The sequence below is a fragment of the Halorhodospira sp. 9628 genome (assembly GCF_022228075.1).
Lineage (GTDB): Bacteria > Pseudomonadota > Gammaproteobacteria > Nitrococcales > Halorhodospiraceae > Halorhodospira > Halorhodospira halophila_A.
The window spans coordinates 19,696-40,507 of record NZ_JAJNRF010000011.1 but is presented as its reverse complement, the minus strand read 5'-3'; the positions used below and the strand labels follow the sequence as shown (position 1 = coordinate 40,507).

At 68.4% G+C, this 20,812-nt stretch carries 20 protein-coding genes and 1 riboswitch; of the genes, 11 read left to right on the top strand and 9 right to left on the bottom strand.

The annotated features are described in order from the left end of the window. Window positions 1-49: 49 nt before the first annotated feature. Genes LRG10_RS10815 through LRG10_RS10800 form a run of 4 tightly spaced genes read left to right on the top strand, consistent with a single transcriptional unit; the run spans window position 50 to window position 2,809 of the window. A complete protein-coding gene (locus LRG10_RS10815) occupies window positions 50-376 on the top strand; it encodes a c-type cytochrome (protein ID WP_201171919.1) in 327 nt (108 codons plus the stop codon). A 13-nt stretch (window positions 377-389) separates the two neighbouring features. Then, window positions 390-1,697, top strand: a complete 1,308-nt coding sequence (locus tag LRG10_RS10810) for an NAD(P)/FAD-dependent oxidoreductase (protein ID WP_201171918.1) — start codon at window positions 390-392, stop codon at window positions 1,695-1,697. 14 nt (window positions 1,698-1,711) lie between these two features. After that, the gene (locus LRG10_RS10805) at window positions 1,712-2,275 is read left to right on the top strand and encodes a DsbC family protein (RefSeq protein WP_201171916.1); all 564 of its coding nucleotides are present in this window, start codon (window positions 1,712-1,714) and stop codon (window positions 2,273-2,275) included. A 27-nt stretch (window positions 2,276-2,302) separates the two neighbouring features. Further along, window positions 2,303-2,809, top strand: a complete 507-nt coding sequence (locus LRG10_RS10800; RefSeq protein WP_201242249.1) for a DsrE family protein — start codon at window positions 2,303-2,305, stop codon at window positions 2,807-2,809. 79 nt (window positions 2,810-2,888) lie between these two features. Here LRG10_RS10800 and soxZ read toward each other — a convergent pair whose 3' ends face one another. Genes soxZ through soxB form a run of 4 tightly spaced genes read right to left on the bottom strand, consistent with a single transcriptional unit; the run spans window position 2,889 to window position 6,458 of the window. Continuing rightward, a complete protein-coding gene (gene soxZ, locus LRG10_RS10795; protein ID WP_201171911.1) occupies window positions 2,889-3,182 on the bottom strand; it encodes a thiosulfate oxidation carrier complex protein SoxZ in 294 nt (97 codons plus the stop codon). Between the two features lie 56 nt (window positions 3,183-3,238). Beyond that, window positions 3,239-3,724 (bottom strand): thiosulfate oxidation carrier protein SoxY, encoded by a 486-nt coding sequence (gene soxY / locus LRG10_RS10790; protein WP_201242247.1) that lies wholly within the window; start codon window positions 3,722-3,724, stop codon window positions 3,239-3,241. 57 nt (window positions 3,725-3,781) lie between these two features. After that, window positions 3,782-4,738: an MBL fold metallo-hydrolase gene (locus LRG10_RS10785; RefSeq protein ID WP_238635565.1), complete on the bottom strand. Its 957-nt coding sequence runs from the start codon at window positions 4,736-4,738 to the stop codon at window positions 3,782-3,784. After that, a complete protein-coding gene (gene soxB, locus LRG10_RS10780) occupies window positions 4,713-6,458 on the bottom strand; it encodes a thiosulfohydrolase SoxB (protein ID WP_238635564.1) in 1,746 nt (581 codons plus the stop codon). The genes LRG10_RS10785 and soxB overlap by 26 nt, the downstream gene beginning before the upstream one ends. A 290-nt stretch (window positions 6,459-6,748) precedes the next feature. Between soxB and LRG10_RS10775 the strand changes: the two genes are divergently transcribed. From LRG10_RS10775 to LRG10_RS10755, 5 genes are all read left to right on the top strand, one after another. Next, window positions 6,749-6,940 (top strand): hypothetical protein, encoded by a 192-nt coding sequence (locus LRG10_RS10775; protein WP_201171903.1) that lies wholly within the window; start codon window positions 6,749-6,751, stop codon window positions 6,938-6,940. A 12-nt stretch (window positions 6,941-6,952) separates the two neighbouring features. Then, on the top strand, window positions 6,953-7,183 hold the full coding sequence (locus LRG10_RS10770; protein ID WP_201171901.1) for a sulfurtransferase TusA family protein: 231 nt from the start codon (window positions 6,953-6,955) through the stop codon (window positions 7,181-7,183). A gap of 74 nt (window positions 7,184-7,257) precedes the next feature. Continuing rightward, window positions 7,258-10,179 (top strand): molybdopterin oxidoreductase family protein, encoded by a 2,922-nt coding sequence (locus LRG10_RS10765; RefSeq protein ID WP_255772238.1) that lies wholly within the window; start codon window positions 7,258-7,260, stop codon window positions 10,177-10,179. Beyond that, window positions 10,179-10,892: a 4Fe-4S dicluster domain-containing protein gene (locus LRG10_RS10760; protein WP_201171899.1), complete on the top strand. Its 714-nt coding sequence runs from the start codon at window positions 10,179-10,181 to the stop codon at window positions 10,890-10,892. Before LRG10_RS10765 ends, LRG10_RS10760 begins: the two co-directional genes overlap by 1 nt. Window positions 10,893-10,906: 14 nt before the next feature. Beyond that, window positions 10,907-11,845: a DmsC/YnfH family molybdoenzyme membrane anchor subunit gene (locus LRG10_RS10755; RefSeq protein ID WP_201171897.1), complete on the top strand. Its 939-nt coding sequence runs from the start codon at window positions 10,907-10,909 to the stop codon at window positions 11,843-11,845. A gap of 106 nt (window positions 11,846-11,951) precedes the next feature. Here the strand turns inward: LRG10_RS10755 and cysG are convergent, their stop codons facing one another. The 3 genes from cysG to LRG10_RS10740 all read right to left on the bottom strand — a co-directional run bounded on the left by cysG (window position 11,952) and on the right by LRG10_RS10740 (window position 15,660). Further along, entirely contained in the window at window positions 11,952-13,439 is a 1,488-nt protein-coding gene (cysG, locus tag LRG10_RS10750; protein WP_201171891.1) for a siroheme synthase CysG, read from the bottom strand. 100 nt (window positions 13,440-13,539) lie between these two features. Then, window positions 13,540-14,751, bottom strand: a complete 1,212-nt coding sequence (locus tag LRG10_RS10745; protein WP_238632772.1) for an MBL fold metallo-hydrolase — start codon at window positions 14,749-14,751, stop codon at window positions 13,540-13,542. A gap of 210 nt (window positions 14,752-14,961) precedes the next feature. Beyond that, a complete protein-coding gene (locus tag LRG10_RS10740) occupies window positions 14,962-15,660 on the bottom strand; it encodes a ZapG family protein (protein WP_238635563.1) in 699 nt (232 codons plus the stop codon). Window positions 15,661-15,848: 188 nt separating this feature from the next. On the opposite strand from LRG10_RS10740, the gene LRG10_RS10735 reads away from it, so the two are divergent. Beyond that, window positions 15,849-16,544, top strand: coding sequence for a hypothetical protein (locus LRG10_RS10735; protein WP_238635562.1), 696 nt, complete (start codon window positions 15,849-15,851; stop codon window positions 16,542-16,544). A 3-nt stretch (window positions 16,545-16,547) separates the two neighbouring features. On the opposite strand, the gene LRG10_RS10730 is transcribed toward LRG10_RS10735, so the two are convergent. Next, window positions 16,548-17,669 carry a cobalt-precorrin-5B (C(1))-methyltransferase gene (locus LRG10_RS10730; protein WP_238635561.1) on the bottom strand — a complete coding sequence of 374 codons (1,122 nt, stop codon included), beginning with the start codon at window positions 17,667-17,669 and terminating at the stop codon, window positions 16,548-16,550. Between the two features lie 9 nt (window positions 17,670-17,678). Further along, complete coding sequence (locus LRG10_RS10725; RefSeq protein ID WP_238635560.1) at window positions 17,679-18,455, bottom strand: cobalt-precorrin-6A reductase; 777 nt, start codon at window positions 18,453-18,455, stop codon at window positions 17,679-17,681. A gap of 99 nt (window positions 18,456-18,554) precedes the next feature. Then, window positions 18,555-18,792, top strand: a riboswitch (cobalamin riboswitch). Window positions 18,793-18,922: 130 nt separating this feature from the next. Between LRG10_RS10725 and LRG10_RS10720 the strand changes: the two genes are divergently transcribed. Further along, entirely contained in the window at window positions 18,923-20,785 is a 1,863-nt protein-coding gene (locus LRG10_RS10720; protein ID WP_370645266.1) for a TonB-dependent receptor domain-containing protein, read from the top strand. The last annotated feature ends 27 nt before the right edge of the window (window positions 20,786-20,812 follow it).

The following is a 20,812-nucleotide window of genomic DNA, read 5'->3' as shown; positions in this document are numbered from 1 at the left end:
CGGGGCGGCCGTGGCCGCCCCCGACCATGAGAGAAGGAGGAGGGGATCCATGCAGCAATCAGCGCGCAGGGCACTGCTCGGCGGTGCCGTCACCCTGGGGCTGGTGCTCGGGGGGAGCACGGCAGCGGCCGGTGACGGTGCGATCTCCGAGGGCGAGATGATCGCCAACAGCTGCCTGGCCTGCCACGGCCCCGGCGGACAGGGTGCGGAGAGCATGCCGCCACTGGCCGGCTGGGACGAGGAGGCCCTGGTCGAGGTGATGAAGGAGTTCCGCGAGGGACGGGGCGACCCCACGGTCATGGACCGGCACGCCACCGGCTACACCGATGAGCAGCTGCGCGCGGCGGCTGCCTATATCGCCGAGATGGATCAATAAGGGAAGGGCAGGCATGAGCAAACGTCTTACGCGAAGGGATTTCATCCGCCTCGCGGGTCTCGGGACCGCAGGTGCCGGACTGGGTCTGGCCGGCTGCGCCCCCAGAGAACCGGAAGTCAATGGCCGGGTCGAGGGCCGTGTGGTGGTGGTCGGCGGCGGCTCGGGCGGTGCCACCGCCGCGCGCTACCTCAAGCACCACGCGCCGGAGCTGGAGGTGACCCTCATCGAACCCAACGAGAGCTACTACACCTGCTACGCCGGCAACTGGTATCTGGGTGGCTTCCGCGAGCTGCGTACCCTTCGCCACGGCTACCACACCCTGCGCGACGAGTACGGCATCCAGGTTATTCACGATCGGGCCCGGGACATTGACCTGGATGGTCACCGGGTGGAGACCGCCGAGAACGGCTCCATCGCCTACGACCGGCTGGTGGTGGCGCCGGGCATCGCCTTCGACTGGGACCGGGTCGAGGGGATGGACGGCGACGACACCATTGCTGTCCCCCACGCCTGGTGGGGCGGGGCGCAGTACTCCATCCTCCGCGGCCAGATCGAGGCCATGGACGACGGCGGTACCGTGGTCATCTGCCCGCCGGACGGGCCGTATCGCTGCCCCCCGGGGCCGTATGAGCGCATGAGTCTGATCGCCCACTACCTCAAGCAGCACAAGCCGCGGGCCAAGGTCCTCGCCCTGGATCCGAAGGACAGCTTCTCCAAACAGGGGCTGTTCGAGGAGGCGTGGGAGGAACTCTACGGCGATATGATCGAGTGGGTGCCGGCCGCGGATGGCGGCAAGCCGGACCGGATTTCGGTGCGTGATCGCAAGGTCTTCACCGATGGCGGTGGTGCCGAGCACCGCGCCGACGTGCTCAACGTGATCCCGCCGCAGAAGGCCGGTGCCATCGCCGAGCGGGCCGGGCTGACCGACGACGACGGCTGGTGCCCGGTGGACCAGCGTACCTTCCGCTCGACCCGTCACGACGACGTCTACGTGGTAGGGGACGCCGCCGTCGCCGGCGACATGCCCAAGTCGGGCCACGCCGCCAACAACCAGGCCAAGCTGGTGGCGGCGAGCATCGTCAGTGAGTTGCGCGGCCACGAGGTGCCCAGCTTCCCCACGGTGAATACCTGCTACAGCCTGGCCGCGCCGGACTGGGGTGTAACCGTCGCAGCGGTCTACGAGTACCGGGACGGTGCGATGCGCTCGGTGGAGGGGGCCGGTGGCCTGAGTCCCGAGGGCGCCTCGCGGGAGTTCCGCAAGCGCGAGGCCGACTACGCCCCTGGCTGGTACGCCTCGATCACCCGAGACATCTTCGGTTAGCGAGGGAGGACGCCATGCGCAGGGAGCCGACCAGAACCTGGGAACCGTTCCCCCGGACCGGCCGCGGCGCCGTCCGGGGGCTGGTGCTGGGGGGGTGTATGGGCGCGGCGATGGCCGCCTCCGGTGCCATGCCGGAGGAGATCGCCGAGACCCTCGAGGCCATGCCGGAGGAGGATCTGATCATCTTCGAGCCCGAAGCGGGGGAGGCGCAGCACAGCGTCACGGTCTTCACCGACGTGACCTGCCCGCACTGCCAGGACCTCCACGCTGACCTGGATGATTACCTGGAGCAGGGTATCCGCGTGCGCTACGCCGCCTTCGCCCTCTCAGATGCCTCGCGGGAGCTGATGGACCGGGTCTGGTGTAGCGAGGATCGGCACCAGGCGCTGGAGTCGGCCAAATCCGGTGAACAGCCGGAGGCCGAGGCCTGCGACGCCTCGCCGGTGGATCGCCATCAGGAAACGGCGCAGCAGATCGGTGTGCCCGGCACACCGACCATGGCCACCCCGGGGGGCGAGCTCTCCTTCCGCCTGACGCCCGAGGACCTTGCCGATCTGCTCGAGCAGGAAGCGCAGTAGGTGGGTCGGTCCGCAGGAGGGAGCACCATGACCGTACAGAGCCGTTCACGGGGCCGCCAGGGGGTGTTGGCCGCCGGCCTGGTGGCACTCGGGTTCTCGCTGGGCGGGGTCTCCGCGGAGGAATTCCCCGAGCCCCGGTTGGTCTTCCACGTGGATATGGAGGAGCCGCAACGGGTCAGTTCCACCATCTTCAACGCCAACAACGCCGCCAGCCACTACGAGGGGCAGCTGCTCGACTACGATGTGCGGATTGTCCTGCACGGGTTCGGCCTGCAGTACGTCACCGAGGACCGGCTGGCGGATACCGCCTATGAGGTCGATGACGCCGAGCGGGCCGAACGCGATGAGCTGCTCGAGCGGCTGCGTTCGCTGGCCGACACCTACGACGTGCAGCTGGAGGTCTGCGCCAGCTCCATGGATGAGGCGGGCCTGGCGGCGGATGACCTGGCGGTGGAGGCCGAGCTGATCGACTACGGCGCCACCCGGCTCGAGGAACTGCAACGCCGCGGTTTCTCTTACATCAAGATCCAGTAAGGCAGGGGGCGGCGCATGGGCAGCGGGGGCGTCGCGACCGACGCCCCCCGCATCACCGTCCGCGCCCCGCGGTCGGGCTTCAGGTCAGCTCCATCTCGTGGCTGTCGCCCTCGCCGCGGTTGTCCGTGTAGCGGATCTTGAGGGTGTCGCCGGCTTCGGCCTCGGTCTCGAACTCGATTAGGGGGTTGGGCGAGATGCTCGGCCCCCAGTGGGCGTGGAGGACCTTCTCGCCGTTGATCTCGGCGATCACCTCCTGGATGAAGTGGCCCTCATCGCCCGTCTCCTCGTCGGGGGCGTCCATCGGGTGGCTGATCAGGGCGCGGACCTCCGCCATTCCGTCGACCAGGGTTGCGCGTGCTCGAATCGAAGACATGGTTGGCTCCCTTGTGATCTTTCGCGGGTGTGACGTGAACGCCGCCGGTCGGCAGCTCAGCCGCCGCAGCCGCCGATGGTGACCCGCACGCGGCGGCTCGTGCCGTAGAGCTTGCCGTTGCTCTTGGCGATCGCCACGACGTCCGAGGTGTCGGCCATCTGGATCCGCTGCGAGACCTTGGGCTTGGTCTTGCCGCCGAGCTCGAAGACCGCCGAGACCGGCGCGTTGTTCTCCGGCACGTAGACCGTGATGCTCTCGACGTCCGGCAGCGAGGTATCGATGGTGATCGGTACCGTCTCGCCGTTCTCAGCTACCTCCGGGGCGTCGATGCGGATCTCGTCGCTCTCCTCGTAATCCGCGGCGCCGAGTACCGCGTTGAGGCCGTCCTCGAGGCTGGTGGCCATGATCGACTCCTCCCGCCAGGAGGCCAGGGCCTGGGACGGGGCCAGCATGCCCAGGCCCACAGCGGTTCCTACGCCGCCGAGGCCCAGGGCGCCAGTGAGAAGCTTGCGGCGTTGGGTGTCGACTTGTTGCTTATCCATGGTGGATTCCTCCCGTTGCGGCCCGTTGGGCCGGTTGCTCGACTCGGTTGCTGCGTCCTACCACTCGAACTCCAGGTAGGCGCGATTGATGTTGGTGGTATGCCAGCCGTCGAAGTGCTCCAGGTGCTTGAAGGCCGGCTCTTCGCGGTGCCGGTCCACCACCTCGTCGAGAGGTTCGAGCTCCTCGGCGGCGGCGCCGACCTCGTGGACGAGGAATTCGTAGTAGGCGCCGGTGTCCTGTTCGACCCGCTCCATATCGCTAATCCGCCCGTGGCTGGGGACGACTGTTCCGGGGTCCAGTTCCGAGAGCTCCTGATAGGCCTCATAGCCGTTCTTCACACTCGACCACGGGTGTACGCCGAGCATGCGATCGACGTAGACCAGATCGCCGGTGAACACCACGTCCGCATCGGGCAGGTGGACCATGGCGTCGCCGGGGAAGTGGGCATCGGTGCGCTGCATCTCGATGGTCACCCCGCCGAGTTCCAGGGTCGCCTCCTCGCCCTCCAGGCGGCGCTCGGCGAAGGCCGGTTCGGTCCCCTCGAGCCGGTCCCCGACGGCCTCCCTGAGGCGCCCCTCGAGGTGGTCGTCGGCGAATGCCTCCTGCTGGGTCACTGTCTCTTCGAAGGCGATGACCTCGGCGTTGTGCTCGCGCTGGAAATAGTCATTGCCCAGCCAGCGGTGGTCCTGGACCCCGATGTTTAGAACCCAGCGGATCGGTGCGTCGGTCACCTTGGCCACCGCCTCCTCGATCAGCTCCGCGCTGAAGGCGGTGGGCCCCGAGTCGATGAGCAGGACGCCCTCGTCGGTCTCGACGATGCCGTAGTTGGCGTTCATGCCGTGGTTCTCGTAGGTGCGGGCATCCGTCGGGCCGATGATCGCGTGGATCCCGTCGGTCACCGGCTCGGCCTCCGGAACGAACAGCTCATCGGCGAGGGCCGGTGACAGGAGCATCGCCCCAGCCACCAGCCCGCCGGCGGGCAACGTGTTAGAGCGCGAGACCCGGGTTGTCATCGCTGACCCCCTTGAGCTTCGGCACGTAGGGCTCCTCGACCCGCAGCGCGTTGTGGTTGCGGAAGTAGTCCGCCAGCACATCCCAGGCTTGCGGTCCGTCCTGGGGCTCGTTGACGTCGGCCCAGCCGGCCACGACGTACTTGCGCTTGGGGTCCATGGGCTCGCCGTTGATCTCCAGGTCGCTGATGCGATCGCCCATCTCCCGGGTCGGATCGATGGCGTAGCGCAGCCCGGCGCTGCGGACCATGTCGCCACCGCGATGGAGCATCGGATTTTTGTTGAAGATGGAATTGGCGACGTCCTCAAGGACGTGTTTGATCGCCTCGCCGGTCATCTCGTTGCGGGTGGTCTCCGAGTAGGTGCTGCAGGTCTGGTTCATGCAGTCCTCGAAGGTGACCTTGCCGGGCAGGACGCTCGGTCCCCAGCGGAACCCCGGGGTGAAGGCGACCTCGGCGTCGCGTCCTTCGATCAGGGCCCGGGCGAGCACCTCATCAAAAGTGCCGTTGAAGTTGCCGCGCCGGTACAGCACCCCATCGACCTCGCCGACCACCTCGGAGAGCTTCTCCTCGTACGGGGCATGGATGTCGTCGACCAGCGACTGCATCTCCGGGTCCGGGTCGAGGGCGTTGGAGAAGATCGGCAGGTTGCGGTAATGGAAGTCGCGAATGCGTCCGTCGCGGACCTCGAAGTCCAGCACGGAGAGGTACTTGCCGTTGGAGCCGCTGTTCACGACGAGCGTCGGTTCGCCGTCGGGGTCTTCGAGCCGCTCGGGGTAGGGGACCGGGTCGTGGGTGTGGCCGCCGAGGATGGCGTCGACCCCGCGCAGTTGCCGCGCGTAGGCCATGTCGGTGAGCATGCCGGCGTGGGAGAGCAGAACCACCACTTGCGCGCCGTCTTCGCGTGCCTTGTTCACCTGCTCCTGAAGGCGGTCGAGCCGGTGACCCATCTCCCACTGCGGGAACATATACCCGGGGTTGGCGATGGGGGTGAAGGGGAAGGCCTGGCCGACCACCGCCACGGGGACGCCGTTCTGTTCGTGCAGGGTGTAGGCGTCGAAGATCGGGTCGAGCCAGTCGCGGTCAAGCACGTTCTGCGCGAGGAAGCGCACCCCGGCGTCGTCGAGGTCGGCGACCAGCTCCTGGACGCGCTCGTCGCCGTAGATGAACTCCCAGTGCCCGGTGCAGGCGTCGACCCCGAGCTGCTTCTGGAAATCTACCATGGCGCGGCCTTCGGTCCACAGGGCCGGGCCTGATCCGTGCCAGGTGTCTCCGGAGTCGAGTAGCAGGGCGTCGGGGCGTTCGGCGCGGGCCCGCTTCACCGCCGTGGCCAGGTGGGCGGCGCCGCCGACACGACCGTAATACTCGGCCGCCGCCTGGAAGTCGAGGTGGGTGAAGGCGTGGGCCTCGGGGCTGAAGCGATCGAGTTCGTAGTGGCGGAGGAGCTCCTCGCCGACGAGCAGCGGTGGCTTGCCCTTGAAGTCGTGGAGGCCCAGATTGATGTTGGGCTCGCGGAAATAGACCGGCTTGAGTTGACCGTGGAGGTCGCAGAAGTGGAGGAAGTGGACGTTGCCCCTGCGCGGCAGGTCGTAGAAATTCTCCGGGATTGCCCGCCAGTCGCCCGCGCCGTTGCCGCCCGCCAGGCTCTTGCCGGGGCGGGCCAGCGCGCCGGCCGCGCCGGCGGCCAGCATCAGCTCCAGGAAGTCGCGCCGGGATAAGCGCATCGCCAGGCTCCTCGGTTGCGTTCGTTGGTTTAATTGCGATCGATCAAAATCAAACGTAGGACCGCGTGCGCAGTGGCGGAATACCCATTGGTGGGTGACAGCCGGGGCGCCGGCCTATTCCCTTTTGGGGAGGGGCGTGCGGCGGCGCGGCGGAGGGCTGGTCGCAATACCCCCTCGGGGATAGATGCCCCGTGTGCGGTCTCCCCTTTGGCAGGTTGTTGCATATATCAGGACATGGGCATTCTTCAGCGAAACGTAGCGTCGCACAACGACAGCGGGGAGAGGCGGTGATGAACCGGGAGTACTACAACGCCGTCCGGCGGATGGAGGAACAGGGGGTCGATGCCGACTACATGGCCGGTTGGATCGGCGGCTATCTGCAGAACCCCAAGCGTGAAGAGCAGCGCGTCAATGACCGCTATGAAGCGGGTTACGCCGACGGCCTGGAGGGTCGTACCGACAACATCGTGGCGTCCAACTGAGGAGCACCGGAGATGGCGGAGTTTGATCAATCCCTCGATGCCACCGGGCTGAATTGCCCGCTGCCTATTCTCAAGGCCAAGAAGACCCTGGCCACCATGAACACCGGCGAGGTGCTCTACGTCATGGCCACCGATCCGGGATCGGTGAAGGACTTCGAGTCCTTCAGCAAGCAGACGGGGCACGAGCTGCTCGAGCAGAAGGAAGAGGACGGGACCTACCACTTCCGGCTCAAGCGCGCTTGAGCCGGCTGCGGGGCCGGCCCCGGTTGGCGGCCCCGCCCCGATCCCACACCCGCAAGCCGGCCATGGAGGCAGCCATGCGCGTCACCCCGCAAGCCGAGGTGGCGGACGACCCCGCTCGTCTTGAGCCTCGGGACCGCCAGGAAGTCCGCTACACCACCTGCTACATGTGCGCTTGCCGCTGCGGTATTCAGGTCACCCTGGAGGACGGCCAGGTTCGCTTCATCCAGGGCAACCCGGATCACCCGGTCAACCGCGGCGTGCTCTGTGCCAAGGGCAACGCCGGCATCATGAAGCAGAACTCCAGGGCGAAACTCCGCCGCCCGCTGCGTCGCAAACCGGGCACGGAGCGCGGTGAGGGCGCCTTCGAGGAGATCTCCTGGGACGAGGCCCTGGATGAGCTCACCGAGCGGCTGCGCCGGATCCGCGCCGAAGACCCGAAGAAGCTCGCCTACTTCACCGGTCGTGATCAGATGCAGGCGCTGACCGGGCTCTGGGCCACGCAGTTCGGCACCATCAACTGGGCGGCCCACGGCGGCTTCTGCTCCGTGAACATGGCCGCTGCGGGGCTCTACACCCTGGGGCACGCCTTCTGGGAGTTCGGTGATCCGGACTTCGAGCGGACCCGCTACTTCCTGCTTTGGGGGACGGCGGAGGATCACGCCTCCAACCCCTTCAAGCTCGGCATCGACACCCTCAAGCGCCGCGGCGGGCGCTTCGTCGCCATCAATCCGGTGCGCACCGGCTACCAGGCCGTCGCCGACGAGTGGGTGCCCATCCGTCCGGGCACGGACGGCATGCTCGCCATGTCGCTGATCCACTGCCTGCTGCGCGACGGGCAGTTCGACCAGGACTATCTCATCCGCTACACCAACGCCCCCTACCTGGTGGTTCAGACCCCGGGGCAGGCCGGGGATGGGCTGTTCCTGCGCGATGAGCAGGGCGCGCCGCTGGTCCGGGATCTGCAGCAGGAGGCGTTCGTCGATGGCACGCAGGCCGGGATTGCGCCGGCGCTCTTCGGTGCCTGGACGGCGCCTGACGGGCGGCCGGTGAAAACGGCCATGACCCTGCTCGCCGAGCGCTACCTGGACGCACAGTACGCCCCGGAGCGGGCCGCCGAGGTCTGCGGCGTGCCGGCGGAGACCATCGAGCGCCTGGCCGCCGAGATGGCCCACGTGGCCTTCCAGGAAACCATCGAGATCGAGTGCGAGTGGACCGACTGGGCTGGACGCCGGCACGACCGGTTCATCGGCCGCCCGGTCTCCATGCACGCCATGCGGGGGGTCTCAGCCCACTCCAACGGCTTCCAGGCGGCCCGTGCGCTGCACCTGCTGCAGCTGCTGCTCGGCTCGGTGGATTGCCCCGGTGGGCATCGGGCCAAGCCCCCGTACCCGAAGCCGATCCCGCCACCGCTGCGTCCCGCCCGGGAGACCGCACCGGATACTCCGCTGGCGGCCTCGCCGCTGGGTTTCCCGGTGGCGCCCGAGGATCTGGTCATCGACGGCGAGGGCCGGCCGCTGCGCATCGACAAGGCGTTCTCCTGGGAGGCGCCGGTCTCGCCCCACGGCAAGATGCACACGGTCATCAGCAACGCCCACGACGGGGATCCGTACCCCATCGACACCCTGATGCTGTTCATGGCCAACATGGCCTGGAATTCCACCATGAACACCACCAGTATCCAGGACATGCTGCGCGCCCGGGACGAATCCGGCGCGTACCGCATCCCCTACCTGGTGGTGGTGGACGCCTTCCACTCCGAGACCGTGCAGTACGCGGATCTGGTGCTCCCGGATACCACCTACTTGGAGCGCCACGACTGCATCTCCATGCTCGACCGGCCGATCTCCACCGCCGAGGGGCCGGCGGACGCCATCCGTCAGCCGATCCTGGAGCCGGAGGGCGAGGCACGTCCTTGGCAGGAGGTGATGATCGAACTCGGCGCCCGCCTGGGGCTGCCGGCGTTCACCAACGAGGACGGCAGTCCGAAGTACAGCGGCTATGAGGACTTCATCGTCCGCTTCGAGAAGGCGCCGGGGGTCGGGTTCCTGGCCGGCTGGCGGGGCGAGGACGGCAGCAAGCCGCTGCGCGGCGAGCCCAACCCCCGGCAGTGGGAGCACTACATCGAGAACGGCGGTTTCTTCCAGTACGAGTTGCCGCTCTCGCATCAGTTCTACAAGTTCGCCAACAAGGGCTACCTGGAGTGGGCCGAGGCGGCCGGGATCAACGGCTCCGCGGAGCCGATGGTCATGAGCGTCTACGCCGAGCCCCTGCAGCGCTTTCGACTCGCCGCCGAGGGGCTCTACGACGGGCCGCAACCCCAGGATGCCGTGGATCGCGAGCGGGTGCGCACCTACTGTGATCCGCTGCCCTTCCACTACGCGCCGCTGGAACAGAGCCGCGTCGAGGGGCAGGGGTATACCTTCCACGCCATCACCCAGCGGCCGATGACCCACTACCACGCCTGGGACAGCCAGAATGCCTGGCTGCGCCAGATCATGGCCGAGAACGTCCTCTACATGAACCGCGCACGCGGCGAGGCCCTGGGCCTTAGCGATGGCGACTGGGTCTGGGTCGAGTCGCACAACGGGCGCATCTGCGTGCCGCTGCAGCTGGTCGAGGGCGTGCAGGCGGATACCGTCTGGACCTGGAATGCGGTGGGCAAGCGCTCCGGGGCCTGGGGGTTGGAGCCCGGCGGGCCGGAGGCCAGCCGGGGGTTCCTCCTCAACCACCTGATCGATGACCGCCTGCCACGCCGGGATGACGAGAAGCCGCTGAGCAACTCCGATCCGATCACCGGGCAGGCGGCCTGGTACGACCTGCAGGTGCGCATCCACAGGGCGGCACCCGGGGAGGGCGGGATCTCGCAACCGCAGTTCACCGATCTGATCCCGCCGCCGGGCGTCGACAACGGGCCGATGAGGCTCATGCGCTACGCAACCCACCAGGCGGTGCGCCTGCACCGCTCCATGCGCGACATTCTGAGCCGGGGGCGTTGATGAGACTGGGACTGGTCATCGATCTCGATACCTGCGTCGGCTGTCACGCCTGCGTGGTGGCGTGCAAGCAGTGGAACACCTCGGGGACGGTCGGTCCGCTGACCGATTACCACCCCTACGGTGGATCCCCCAGCGGGGTCATGCTCAACCGCGTGCGTCATTACGAGGAAGGGACGTACCCGAACAGCAAGACCGTCAACGTGCCGGTCTCCTGCATGCACTGCGATGAGCCGCCCTGCGTGGATGTCTGTCCCACAGGCGCGTCCTACAAGCGTGACGCCGACGGGATCGTGCTGGTCGACGAGGCCAAGTGCATGGGCTGCAACTACTGCGCCTGGGCGTGCCCTTACGGCTGCCGCGAACTCGATCACGCCAGCGGCACCATGAAGAAGTGCACGCTGTGCATCGACCGGATCTACGACGACCGTCTCCCCGAGGCCGAGCGCCAGCCCGCCTGTGTGCTCTCCTGTCCGGCCCGGGCACGGCACTTCGGCGATCTCGACGACCCCGACTCGCGGGTCAGCCAGCTGGTGCGCGAGCGGCGGGGCTTCGTGATGCTCCCCGAGATGGGGTGCCAGCCGGTCAACCACTACCTGCCGGTGCGCCCGCCCGAAGCCAGCCGTCCGCTGCCCGAAACGACCGGTACGTCCCCGGGGCAGGGCACCGATCCGGCCAGCGTCCAGCACTGGCCCAACCGCGTCGTTCACCGCTGAGGGAGGATTCACCCATGCATCCCGCCTGGTCCGTTGTCTTCTTCACGGTGCTCTCCGGTGCCGGCTACGGCTTCGTCGCCCTGTTCGCCCTGACCGATATCCTCGCCCTTGGTGGCGCGGTCGGGCAGCGAGAGCTGCTGGCCGCGGTCGCCATCGGTGCCGTGCTCATCACCATCGGCCTGATGTCGTCCGCCGGTCACCTCGCCAATCCGCGCAATGCCTGGCGTTCTTTCGCTCGCTTCCGGACCTCCTGGCTGTCCCGCGAGGCGGTGCTCGCCGTGCTCTTCTACCCGGTGGCCCTGCTCTACTTCGGGCCCTACTTCCTGCTCGGGCTGGAGCACAACGCCGTGACCCTCGTGTTCGCCGGGCTGACGGCGGTGCTGGCCCTGGCCACGGTCGTGGCGACGGGCATGATCTACGCCTGTGTCCGCGCCATCCGCGAGTGGAGCCAGGGGCTGACCCCGGTAAACTACCTGCTCATCGGTCTGGGGTTGGGCGCCGCCGTGCTCGCCGCCGTGCGCGGTTTCTTCGGCGCCGATCCGGCCCCGGCGGCGGCCATGGGGGTGGCGCTGCTGGCGGTGGCCGCAGTGACCAAGTCGGCCTGGTACCTGTGGAACCGCCGTCCCGGCAGTTCCAGCAAGACGACGGCCTTGGGGCTGAGCGGTGCCCCGGTGCGCCTGGTCGACGCCGGTCACACCGCCGGCAACTTCCTGACCTGGGAGTTCCAGTACCCCCTGCCCGAGGGGCGCGCGCAGGTCTACCGTGGGTTGGCACTGGCCGCAACGTTCGCCTTCCCCATCGCCGCGTTGAGCGCCGTGGCCCTTGGGGCCGGGGCGGTGTGGGCCTACGCGGCGGTGGCGGTGGCGCTGCTCGGCGCGCTCATCGAACGCTGGCTGGTCTTCGCCGAGGCCCGCCACGCGGTGCGTCTCTATTACCACGAGGCGCGGCTGTAAGGCGCGCAAGCCCCGGCGGGGTCTCTGCGCCGCCCCGCCTTAAACCGCCGAGGCCCGGGCCAGCTCGGCCCGGGTCTCGGTTATTGCGCAGGAGGTGGACGGCCGCTTAGGCCTGTTCGGTATCCGCCGGGACGCGACGGCGGACGGGGCGCGGTTCGCTGTTCAGGCAGCCGTGCTCCGGGAAGGCCGGCTCGGCGTTGGGTGAGCTGTGGTACCACCCCAGTTGCGGCTGGAGCGTCACGGTTGGGCCGACGACGATCAGCGCCGGGCCCTGGAGCCGCGCATTGCGCACCTGTCCGGGCAACTCGCCGAGCGGGGCGGTGATCACACGCTGTGCCGGGGTGGTGGCCTGATCGATCACTGCGGCGGGCTGGTCCGGCGGCAGGCCGCCCGACTGAAGCTGGGCGCAGACCGTCTCCAGATGGGTGAGCCCCATGTAGACCACCAGCGTCTCGTCGCGGCGGAACGGGGCCCACTGGGAGAGTTCCAGGGCGCCGTGGCGGCGGTGCCCGGTCAGGAAGCGGCAGCTCTGGGCGTGATCCCGGTGGGTCAGGGGGATGCCGGCGTAGGCCGCAGCACCCTGGGCGGCGCTCACCGCCGGCACCACCTGGAACGGGATGCCGTGCTCGATCAGCCCCTCGATCTCCTCGCCGCCGCGGCCGAAGATGAACGGGTCCCCGCCCTTGAGGCGCAGCACCCGCTTGCCGGCAGCGGCCAACTCGATGAGCTTGTCGTTGATCGCCTCCTGGGGCAGCGTGTGCCGGCCACGGCGCTTGCCGACGGGGATCCGCTCGGCGTCCTTGCGCACCAGGCGCAGCAGCGCGGGCGCCGCCAGGTGGTCGTGGAGCACTACGTCGGCACGCTGCATCAGGCGCAGGGCGCGGAAGGTGAGCAGGTCGGGGTCGCCTGGGCCGGCACCCACCAGGTAGACCTCGCCGCGCCCGTCACTGCGGGCCTGTTCCTGGCGCAGCAGCTCGAGCATTGCCTGTTCGGCCTCCCGCTCCCGACCCGCGAGCATGGACTCCGCCGCCGGGCCTTCGAAGACCTGTTCCCAGAACCGCAGGCGCTGCCGCCCGGTGGGGAGGGCGGCAGCTACGCGCTCCCGCAGGCGGCCAGCAAGGGCGGCCAGCCGCCCGTAGGCGGTGGGCAGCAGGGTCTCCATCTGGCTGCGTACCTGACGGGCCAGCACTGGCGCGGCGCCACCGCTGGTGATCGCCACCTGCAGCGGGGAGCGGTCCACCACCGCCGGGGTGATGTAGCTGCAGTACTCCGGCCGATCGACGGTGTTGACGGGTATGCCCCATTCGCAGCATCGGCGGTAGACCAGCTGGTCGGTGGCCTCGTGGTTGGCGGCGTTGAGCACCAGCGCCGCCCCTTCTTCCATGCCGGGGCGGTAGTCCTCGGCCCGATGGTGGGCCCGGTCGGGATGGCGCTGCAGCAGTTCCTCACAGTCCCCGCCGAGTTCGCGGGCAACCAGAGTGACGGTCGCCCCGCTGTCGAGCAGATCCTCGGCCTTGCGGGCGGCGGTCTCATTGCCGCCGATCACCAGACAGTTGCGGCCGTGGAGCTTGAGGAAGATCGGGTAGTGGTCCATCGCGGGGTCCCCTGCTGGTCTTGGCTGGTGCGCCATCCATCATGACGCGCGCATGTGTCATGCAAATATCTCCAACGGGGTACCGCGGGCCGGGCCGCTATCAGGCGGCCGCGGCCTCACTCAGGGCGCAGACGTTCTTGCCCACCTCCAGGCGCCGGGCCTCTGCTTCGTCGGGCTGGACGAGGCCGATGTTGACCCGCTTGATCTCGATATACGCCTTGGGAAAGTGGGGCAGGCTGCCGAGGATATAGCTGCGGAACGGCTCCGGACCGGCATCCACCTGTCGCAGCCCCGGATTGCTGCGGCGCAGGGGACCGAGTTCGGCGCAGAAACGGCCCCGGGTATCGGCGACGCTGGGGTCGGTGGCGTGGCCGGGCAGGACCACGGTGTCCTCGGGCAGGGCCAGCAGCCGCTGCAGGGAGTCATGGAAGAGCGGCGTCCAAGCCTCGGCGGCGCCGCCCAAGTCGGGGCGGGCGATGGACTCCAGGAAGATGCTGTCCCCCGAGACCAGGTACTGTTCGTCGACTAGGAAAGCCACCATGCCCAGGGTGTGGCCGGGGACGTGCAGGGCGCGCAGCGTGATCGCCCCGACGCGCACCGACTGATCGGCATACAGCGGTGCGAAGTCGATGCGGGCCGGCAGCATGTCCATCGGGTGGATGGCGTCGTAGGGATGCAGGTGGTAGGGGACCCGGTGGCGACGGGCCAGTTCCGGGCCGCCGCTGATGTGGTCGGCGTGGGCGTGGGTGTCGAGGACCTGGGTGATGCGGGCTCCCCGCGCATGGATCAGCTCCTCGTAGACGTCCACGTGGCGATTGGGGTCGATGACAGCGGCCTCACCGTCGCTGATGATCACGTGGCTCAGGTCGCCACGGGCCGGGCGGATCACCTGGTAGACGGTGTAGCGCTCGTGGTTGCCCACTACCCGGTGGTAGTAGAAATCGCCCCAGGCCTCCATGCCGCCCTCCAGGTTCAGAGCCGGGTAGCCGAGTTCGCGCAGGCCGTGGGCCAGGTGCTCCGAGGTGTGCCCCTCGCCGCAGACCGTCAGGATGGTGTGGTCGGTGGGTAACCGGTCGGACAGCTGCGCCCGGATGCCGCGCAGCACGGCCGCGTCCACGTCGTCGGCGTCCTCATCGAGGTCGAGCAGCTCGAAGTAGGGGACGTTGATAGTCGGGGTGTCGTGCGGGCCCTCGACGCGCCAGCGCTCGAACTCGTCGGGGTTGCGCACATCCAGGATGAACAGCCGCTCGGCGCCGAGCAGGTGCTCCCAGGCAACGGCCGGTGTCCAGGCGGTCTTCAGGGTGTCCAGCATGGTTAGCCTCCTCACTCCTTGGGTGCGACAAAATGTCTGATCTTTCACCAAGGATGGAGGCGCAGCGTCGGGGTGCTATATCCCGAAAGAGATAAGAACTGGAACCAATCAGGATTGGTCGATGGGTCAAAAAAACCCCGGGGCCGGCAGGCCCCGGGGTCCGTATCGCCATGAACGGTCGGTGGACCGTTCACGTCCCCGGGCAGCTCTTCAGCTGAAGATGCTCGGGCGCCGACGCCGCTTCTCACCGCTGCTGCTGCTGCGCTCCTCGGTGGCCGTGCTCCGGGTACGCTCCGGGGCACTGCTGCGGGACCGGGAGGAAGAGGTGGTGGAGCGGCTGCGCGTCGGGCGACGGCCGATGGCGGACTCGGAGGAGCGGCTGGAGGAGCCGATGGCCGACTCGGAGGAACCGCTGCTCCGACTGCTGCCGGCGCTGCGGCTGCTGCCGCCACTGCTGCTGCTGGCGGAGCGGTCGCCGGAAGAGCGCTCGGAACGCTCCTGGCTGATCTGGCGGCGGGCCTGGGCCTCACGCTGCTCCTTGGCCTTCATCTCGCTCATGCGTCGTGCGGACTGCTCGACCACGTCCTGGGACAGCAGGCGCTGGTCACCCAGGGACTTGACCAGGTCCTGCGTGCGGCGGGGCGCCAGACGCTGGGAGCTGGTGGCCATGTGCTCGTAGAGGCGACGGTACGCCTTGGTGACCTCGCCCATGATCTGGGCGGTCTGCTCGAAGTGCTGGTCCACCTCGCTGCGGACGTTGCGCACTTCCTCGCGGTTGCGGCGGGCCACGCTCTCGGCGTCGCGGATCTCCTGGGTGTTGGGCGAAGAGGCGCGCCCGACGTAGGCACCCACAGCGGCACCGACCACGGCACCGACGACAAGTAGCAGGATTGGATCAAACGCTTCCATACCGGACCTCCCGATTAGTTCATCGGCTACTTTGTATCAAACGACTGATTGCGCGGAACAGGGTGCGCGCTTACACCGCGAGCCCGGCTGAGACGGCCCCGGCCGAGCGCTCCGGACACCATATACGCAATCGTACAGCGTATCATCCCGCACAGGGTACAGCGTCGCGCGTTGGCGCGGGAGGCCGCATGCACGGGGGGCTTGAAACGGCAGCTCAGATCAGCGGGGCCGGTTGGGCGGTGCTGATGGCGGCGGCGGTGCTGCTGGTCCTCGCCCTGGGGTTGGCCGTCACGGGTGGGTGGGCGCTGCTGCGCGGTCGCCTACTCCGCGGGGTGTCCGTGCTCGCCGCCGGGCTGATCCTGCTCGGCGGGCTGGGAACCGCCGGCGCCCTCGGGCTGGGTTTGCTGGCCTATGAGCGGCTGGAGCAGGAGCGCCCGGTGCTGGCGCTGCGCTTTCAGGAGGTGGCCGGACAGCGCTATGTGGCGCGGCTGATCTACCCGGACGGGCGGCGTGTGACCGTGCCGCTGGCCGGCGATCAGTGGCAGGTGGATGCCCGGGTGCTGCGCTGGAGTGGTTTCGCGACGGTGCTCGGTCTGCAGACCCGCTACCGGCTGGAGCGGATCAGTGGCCGTTACGCCGACCCCGAGGCCGAGCGCACCGCGCTGCGCACGGTGCACCCCCTGGCCCCGCCGCAGCGGGGTATCGACCCCTGGTTGCTGGGTCAGCGCCACGGCGATCGTCTCCCCTGGGTGGACGCCACCTACGGCAGCGCCACCTACCTGCCCATGGCCGACGGCGCCGAGTATCGGGTGGCGGTTACCCGCGGTGGCCTGATCGCGCGGCCGACCAATGCCGAGGCCGAGGCAGCGGCCCGCCGCTGGTAGGTCTCAGTGCCGTGCCCAGCCGGCCCGGCCCACGGGCTGGCCGCGGCGATCGAAGATCAGCACCTCCACCTCGCTGGTTGCCGGATCCACCAGGGCCAGGGCGGTGCGCTGCGCCTCCCGCGCCACCGCGTCGCCCAGCGGGAGATCAGCGGCCTGCGCGAGGTCAAAGGCCTCGGCGACCGTGTTGGCGGTGGCGATGCCCTCCTGGCAGGCGGCATCCGCGCCGAGTTGTGCAGCGGTCTCGGCCAGCGCCGTCAGATCGGCCTGCCCGCGGCGCGAATGCACATCGAGAAAGCCCTGGGCGAGCTTGGTGATCTTGGCCATGCCGCCGGCGATGGTGATCCGCGGTACCGGGTGCCGGCGCAGGTACTTGACCATCCCGCCCACGAAATCGCCCATGTCGATCAGCGCCTCGTCCGGGAGCCCGTGGTAGGCCTGCACCGCCTGCTCCGAGGTGCGTCCGGTGCTCCCGGCCACATGCCCGAGCCCGGCGGCCCGGGCCACGTCGATGCCGCGCTGGATGGCGTCGATCCAGGCGGCGCAGGAGAAGGGCACCAGCACCCCGGTGGTGCCGAGCACCGACAGTCCGCCCTCGATCCCCAATCGCGGGTTGAGGGTCTGCGCCGCCAGGCGTTCCCCGTCTTCGATGGCGACCTCCAGGGTGACGTCGGCCGGCACCGACAGCGCGGCCGCCGCCTCGCGGATACCCTGCTCGATGTAGCCCCGCGGACCGGGGTTGATCGCCGGCTCGCCGGCGGCGACGGGCAGACCGCTGCGGCGCACGGTGCCCACGCCGGGGCCGGCGCGCAGCCGCACCCCGCCGCCCGGTGCGCCGGGGCGTGCGGTCACCGAGACCAGGGCGCCGTGGGTGACGTCCGGGTCGTCGCCGGCGTCCTTGATGACACCGGCCCGCGCCCAGCCGTCGCCGCAGGCCTGAGCAGCCAGGGCGAAGGCCGGGTTGCGCTCCCGCGGCAGCCGGACGGTGACCGGATCGGGGAAGGCGCCGCTGACCAGCCCCGAGAAGGCCGCCCGCGCCGCGGCGGCGGCGCAGGCGCCGGTGGTCCAGCCGCGGCGCAGGGCGGTGCCGGCGGAGGTCTCAGTGAAGCACTCGGGATCTTGCGCCATGCGCTGATCCTAACCCAGGCGAGGGTCAGCCGCCGCCGGGCGTCGTCTCCGCAACCACGCCAGCGCCTGCTCGACCTCGGTGGCCACCTCCGCCTCCGGCGGGTCCGGCGGGCGCTCGACCATCACGATGCGGACTCCGCAGTCCCGGGCCGCATCGAGTTTGCTGCGAGTGGCGGCCCCGCCGGCGTTCTTGGTGACCAGGGTGTCGATGCCGTGCTCGCGGAGCAGGCGGCACTCGTCGGCGTAGTGGAACGGCCCGCGCTGGAAGAGGATCCGGGCCCCAGGGGGCATCCGCTCCGGTGGCTCCAGGCAGCGGATCCAGTAGTGGTGGTGGGGTGCGGCGCAGAAGGCCGGGACCTCCTGATTGCCGATGGTCAGCAGCACCCGGCCCGGCTGCGGACCCAGCGCCTCGGCGGCAGCGGCCATGTCGGCCACCCGGTGCCACTGCTCGCCCGGCCCCGGTTGCCACGCTGGCCGGCGCACTGCCAGCAGGGCTGTCCCCGTCTGCCGGGCGGCCGCCGCCGCGTTGGCCGATATGCCGGCGGCGAAGGGGTGGGTGGCATCGACCAGGCAGTGCACACCGTGCTGGCGCAGGTACCCGGCCAGTCCGGCAACGCCCCCGAATCCGCCGCGATGGACCGGCAAGCGGGGCAGGCGGGGGCGGCGGGTTACCCCGGCCACCGAATAGACCGCGGCGATGCCGGGCTCCTGCTCCAGCGCCTGGCCCAGTGCCAGCGCCTCGCCGGTACCGCCAAGGAGCAGGACACGCAGCGGCTCAGGCGCCATGGCGGGCCGGGGCAGCGGTCTGTGCCAGTCGGTGGCGGTGCATCACGTCTCCTTTGGACGTCGGGGTGCGGCGGTTTGACGGCGGGGCCCAGGCTGCCTAGAGTACCAAGCTCCTCAGGTGCCCCGCGCGAGCAGCGGCGGGGTGAAACGGGAAGACCGGTTCAGCCGCACCTAGCGGCGAGTCCGGCGCTGCCCCCGCAACGGTAGGTGGGGGGCGGATCACAAAGCCACTGCAAGGCGCCGTCGTTCGGCGGCGGGCCCTGCGGGAAGGCGATTCGCCCGGGGTCACCGACCCCACCCACGAGCCCGGAGACCGGCCTGAGGGAACCCAGGTGCCGCGGGAGGCGGCAGACCGGGGCAGGCCACCGTTTGCCGGGCGCAAGCGCGATCCCTTCCCCATCCCTGTTCCTCCCTGCGGTGGAATCAAACCGACGCGCGTGCGGGTGGCGCGCGGAAGGGAGGAAAATATGTCCAGAAACGCGAGCGCTGGAGTCGCTGCCGGTTTGGCCGCTGCAGTTGGATGTTCGTCGGTTGTCGCTGGTGATGCCAGTGTATCTGAGCGTTCACTTACGCCTTTGGTGGTTACGCCCTCGCGATCCGCGGAGGCGCCACAGCAGTCAAGGGCTTCCGTAACGGTCATTGACCGCGAACAGATCGAGCGTAGTCAAGCGCAAGATCTTCCCGCGCTTCTCCGTCGTGCTCCCGGCGTGAACGTCAGTCAGCAAGGTGGTCTCGGTAAACAGACTCGCATTTCGATGCGTGGCACGGGAACGTCGCAGAGCCTTCTTCTGATAGACGGTGTTCGAGCGGGGTCCGCGACCACGGGAGAGGCCGACCTTCAGCATATTCCTCTGAGCCAGATCGAACGCGTTGAGGTGGTGCGTGGGCCACGATCGGCCCTTTACGGGTCCGACGCCATTGGCGGTGTTATCCAAGTGTTTACTCGAGACGTGACGGAGGAGCCGAGTGGCTCTGCCGGCGTTCGAATTGGCTCTGAGCGCACGCGTGAAGTGAGGGGTTCTGTATCGGGAGGGGATGCGACTAACCGATATCGCTTATCCGCCAGTTCGCTCCGCACCCGAGGCTTCGACTCACAAGTTCCGGTTGATGCCTCGAAGACTTTCGAACCCGACGATGACGGCTATCGGCAGGACTCTCTCGCCATGCGTTGGAGTCGCACTCTTACAGACGACGCTGTGGTCGATTTGGATGTGTCACGTACCGAAGGGGAGACCGAGTACGACGGCACGCCGAATCAGACGGATTTCTTGGACCAACTGTTGTCCGTAACCGCGCGGGTCGGCATAGCAGACGATGTTGATACGACGGTAAGGGTCTCGGAACTCCGGGATGAGCGCACGCAGTTTGACGATGGCCAGCCGTATAGTCAGTTCGATACACGTCGCCGCGAGGTGTCTTGGCAGACCGATGTCTCGCTTGCTCCCCGTCACGACCTGATCCTTGGGTTCGATTGGCGACGTGAGGACGTGGATACGGATGATCCCCTGACCCAGGATCGCCGCACGAACCGGGGGCTCTTCGCGCAATATGCGGGCGAAGAGGGGCCGTGGGGGTGGTCGTTGGGTCTGCGCGAAGATGAGGACGAGGCGTTCGGCCGTCATGTGACCGGCGATATCTCCGCAGGGCTTGATATCGGCGACGTCACAACCGTTTATGCCAGTTACGGTACGGCTTTTAAGGCGCCGACGTTTAATGATCTCTATTGGCCGGAGTCCCAATGGCAAGCGGGAAACCCTGATCTCGATCCCGAAGAGTCGGAAACCTATGAGGTCGGTCTTCAGCAATGGTTCGACCATGCCTACTGGGCCATTTCTTTATTCCATACGGACATTGACGACCAGATCGATTGGGATACAGCGGCTCAACCCATGCGTCCGGAAAACGTGGCCGAGGTGCGCCTGCGAGGGGCGGAGTTGGAAGCGGGCTACCGATCTTCGGATTGGACCGTGCTCGGGGCATTAACGGCCCTGGATGCCGAAGACCGTGAAACGGGGGAGCGCCGGGATCGTCAACCGCCGTTCAGTGGTTCACTGGAGGTCGATCGCCATCTTGGCGCTTGGAGTCTCGGCGGCGCCGTTGAGGCGGCGAGTTATCGCTATGACGGAGGGGGAGAAAAGCGGCTCTCCGGCTACGGGGTCTTCGATCTTCGCGTTGCCTATCGTCCTGTTGATGGTTGGGTTGTCCGAGGCAAGGTCGAGAATGTCGGGGATAAGGAGTGGTATCCGGCCTGGAATGGCTTCTCAGACCCCGAGACATACTATGCAGCGCCCGGTCGGCGTTATTTCGTGTCGGCGGAGTACGCATTCTGAAACCTAGTTTTTGATAGGCGCGCTGGA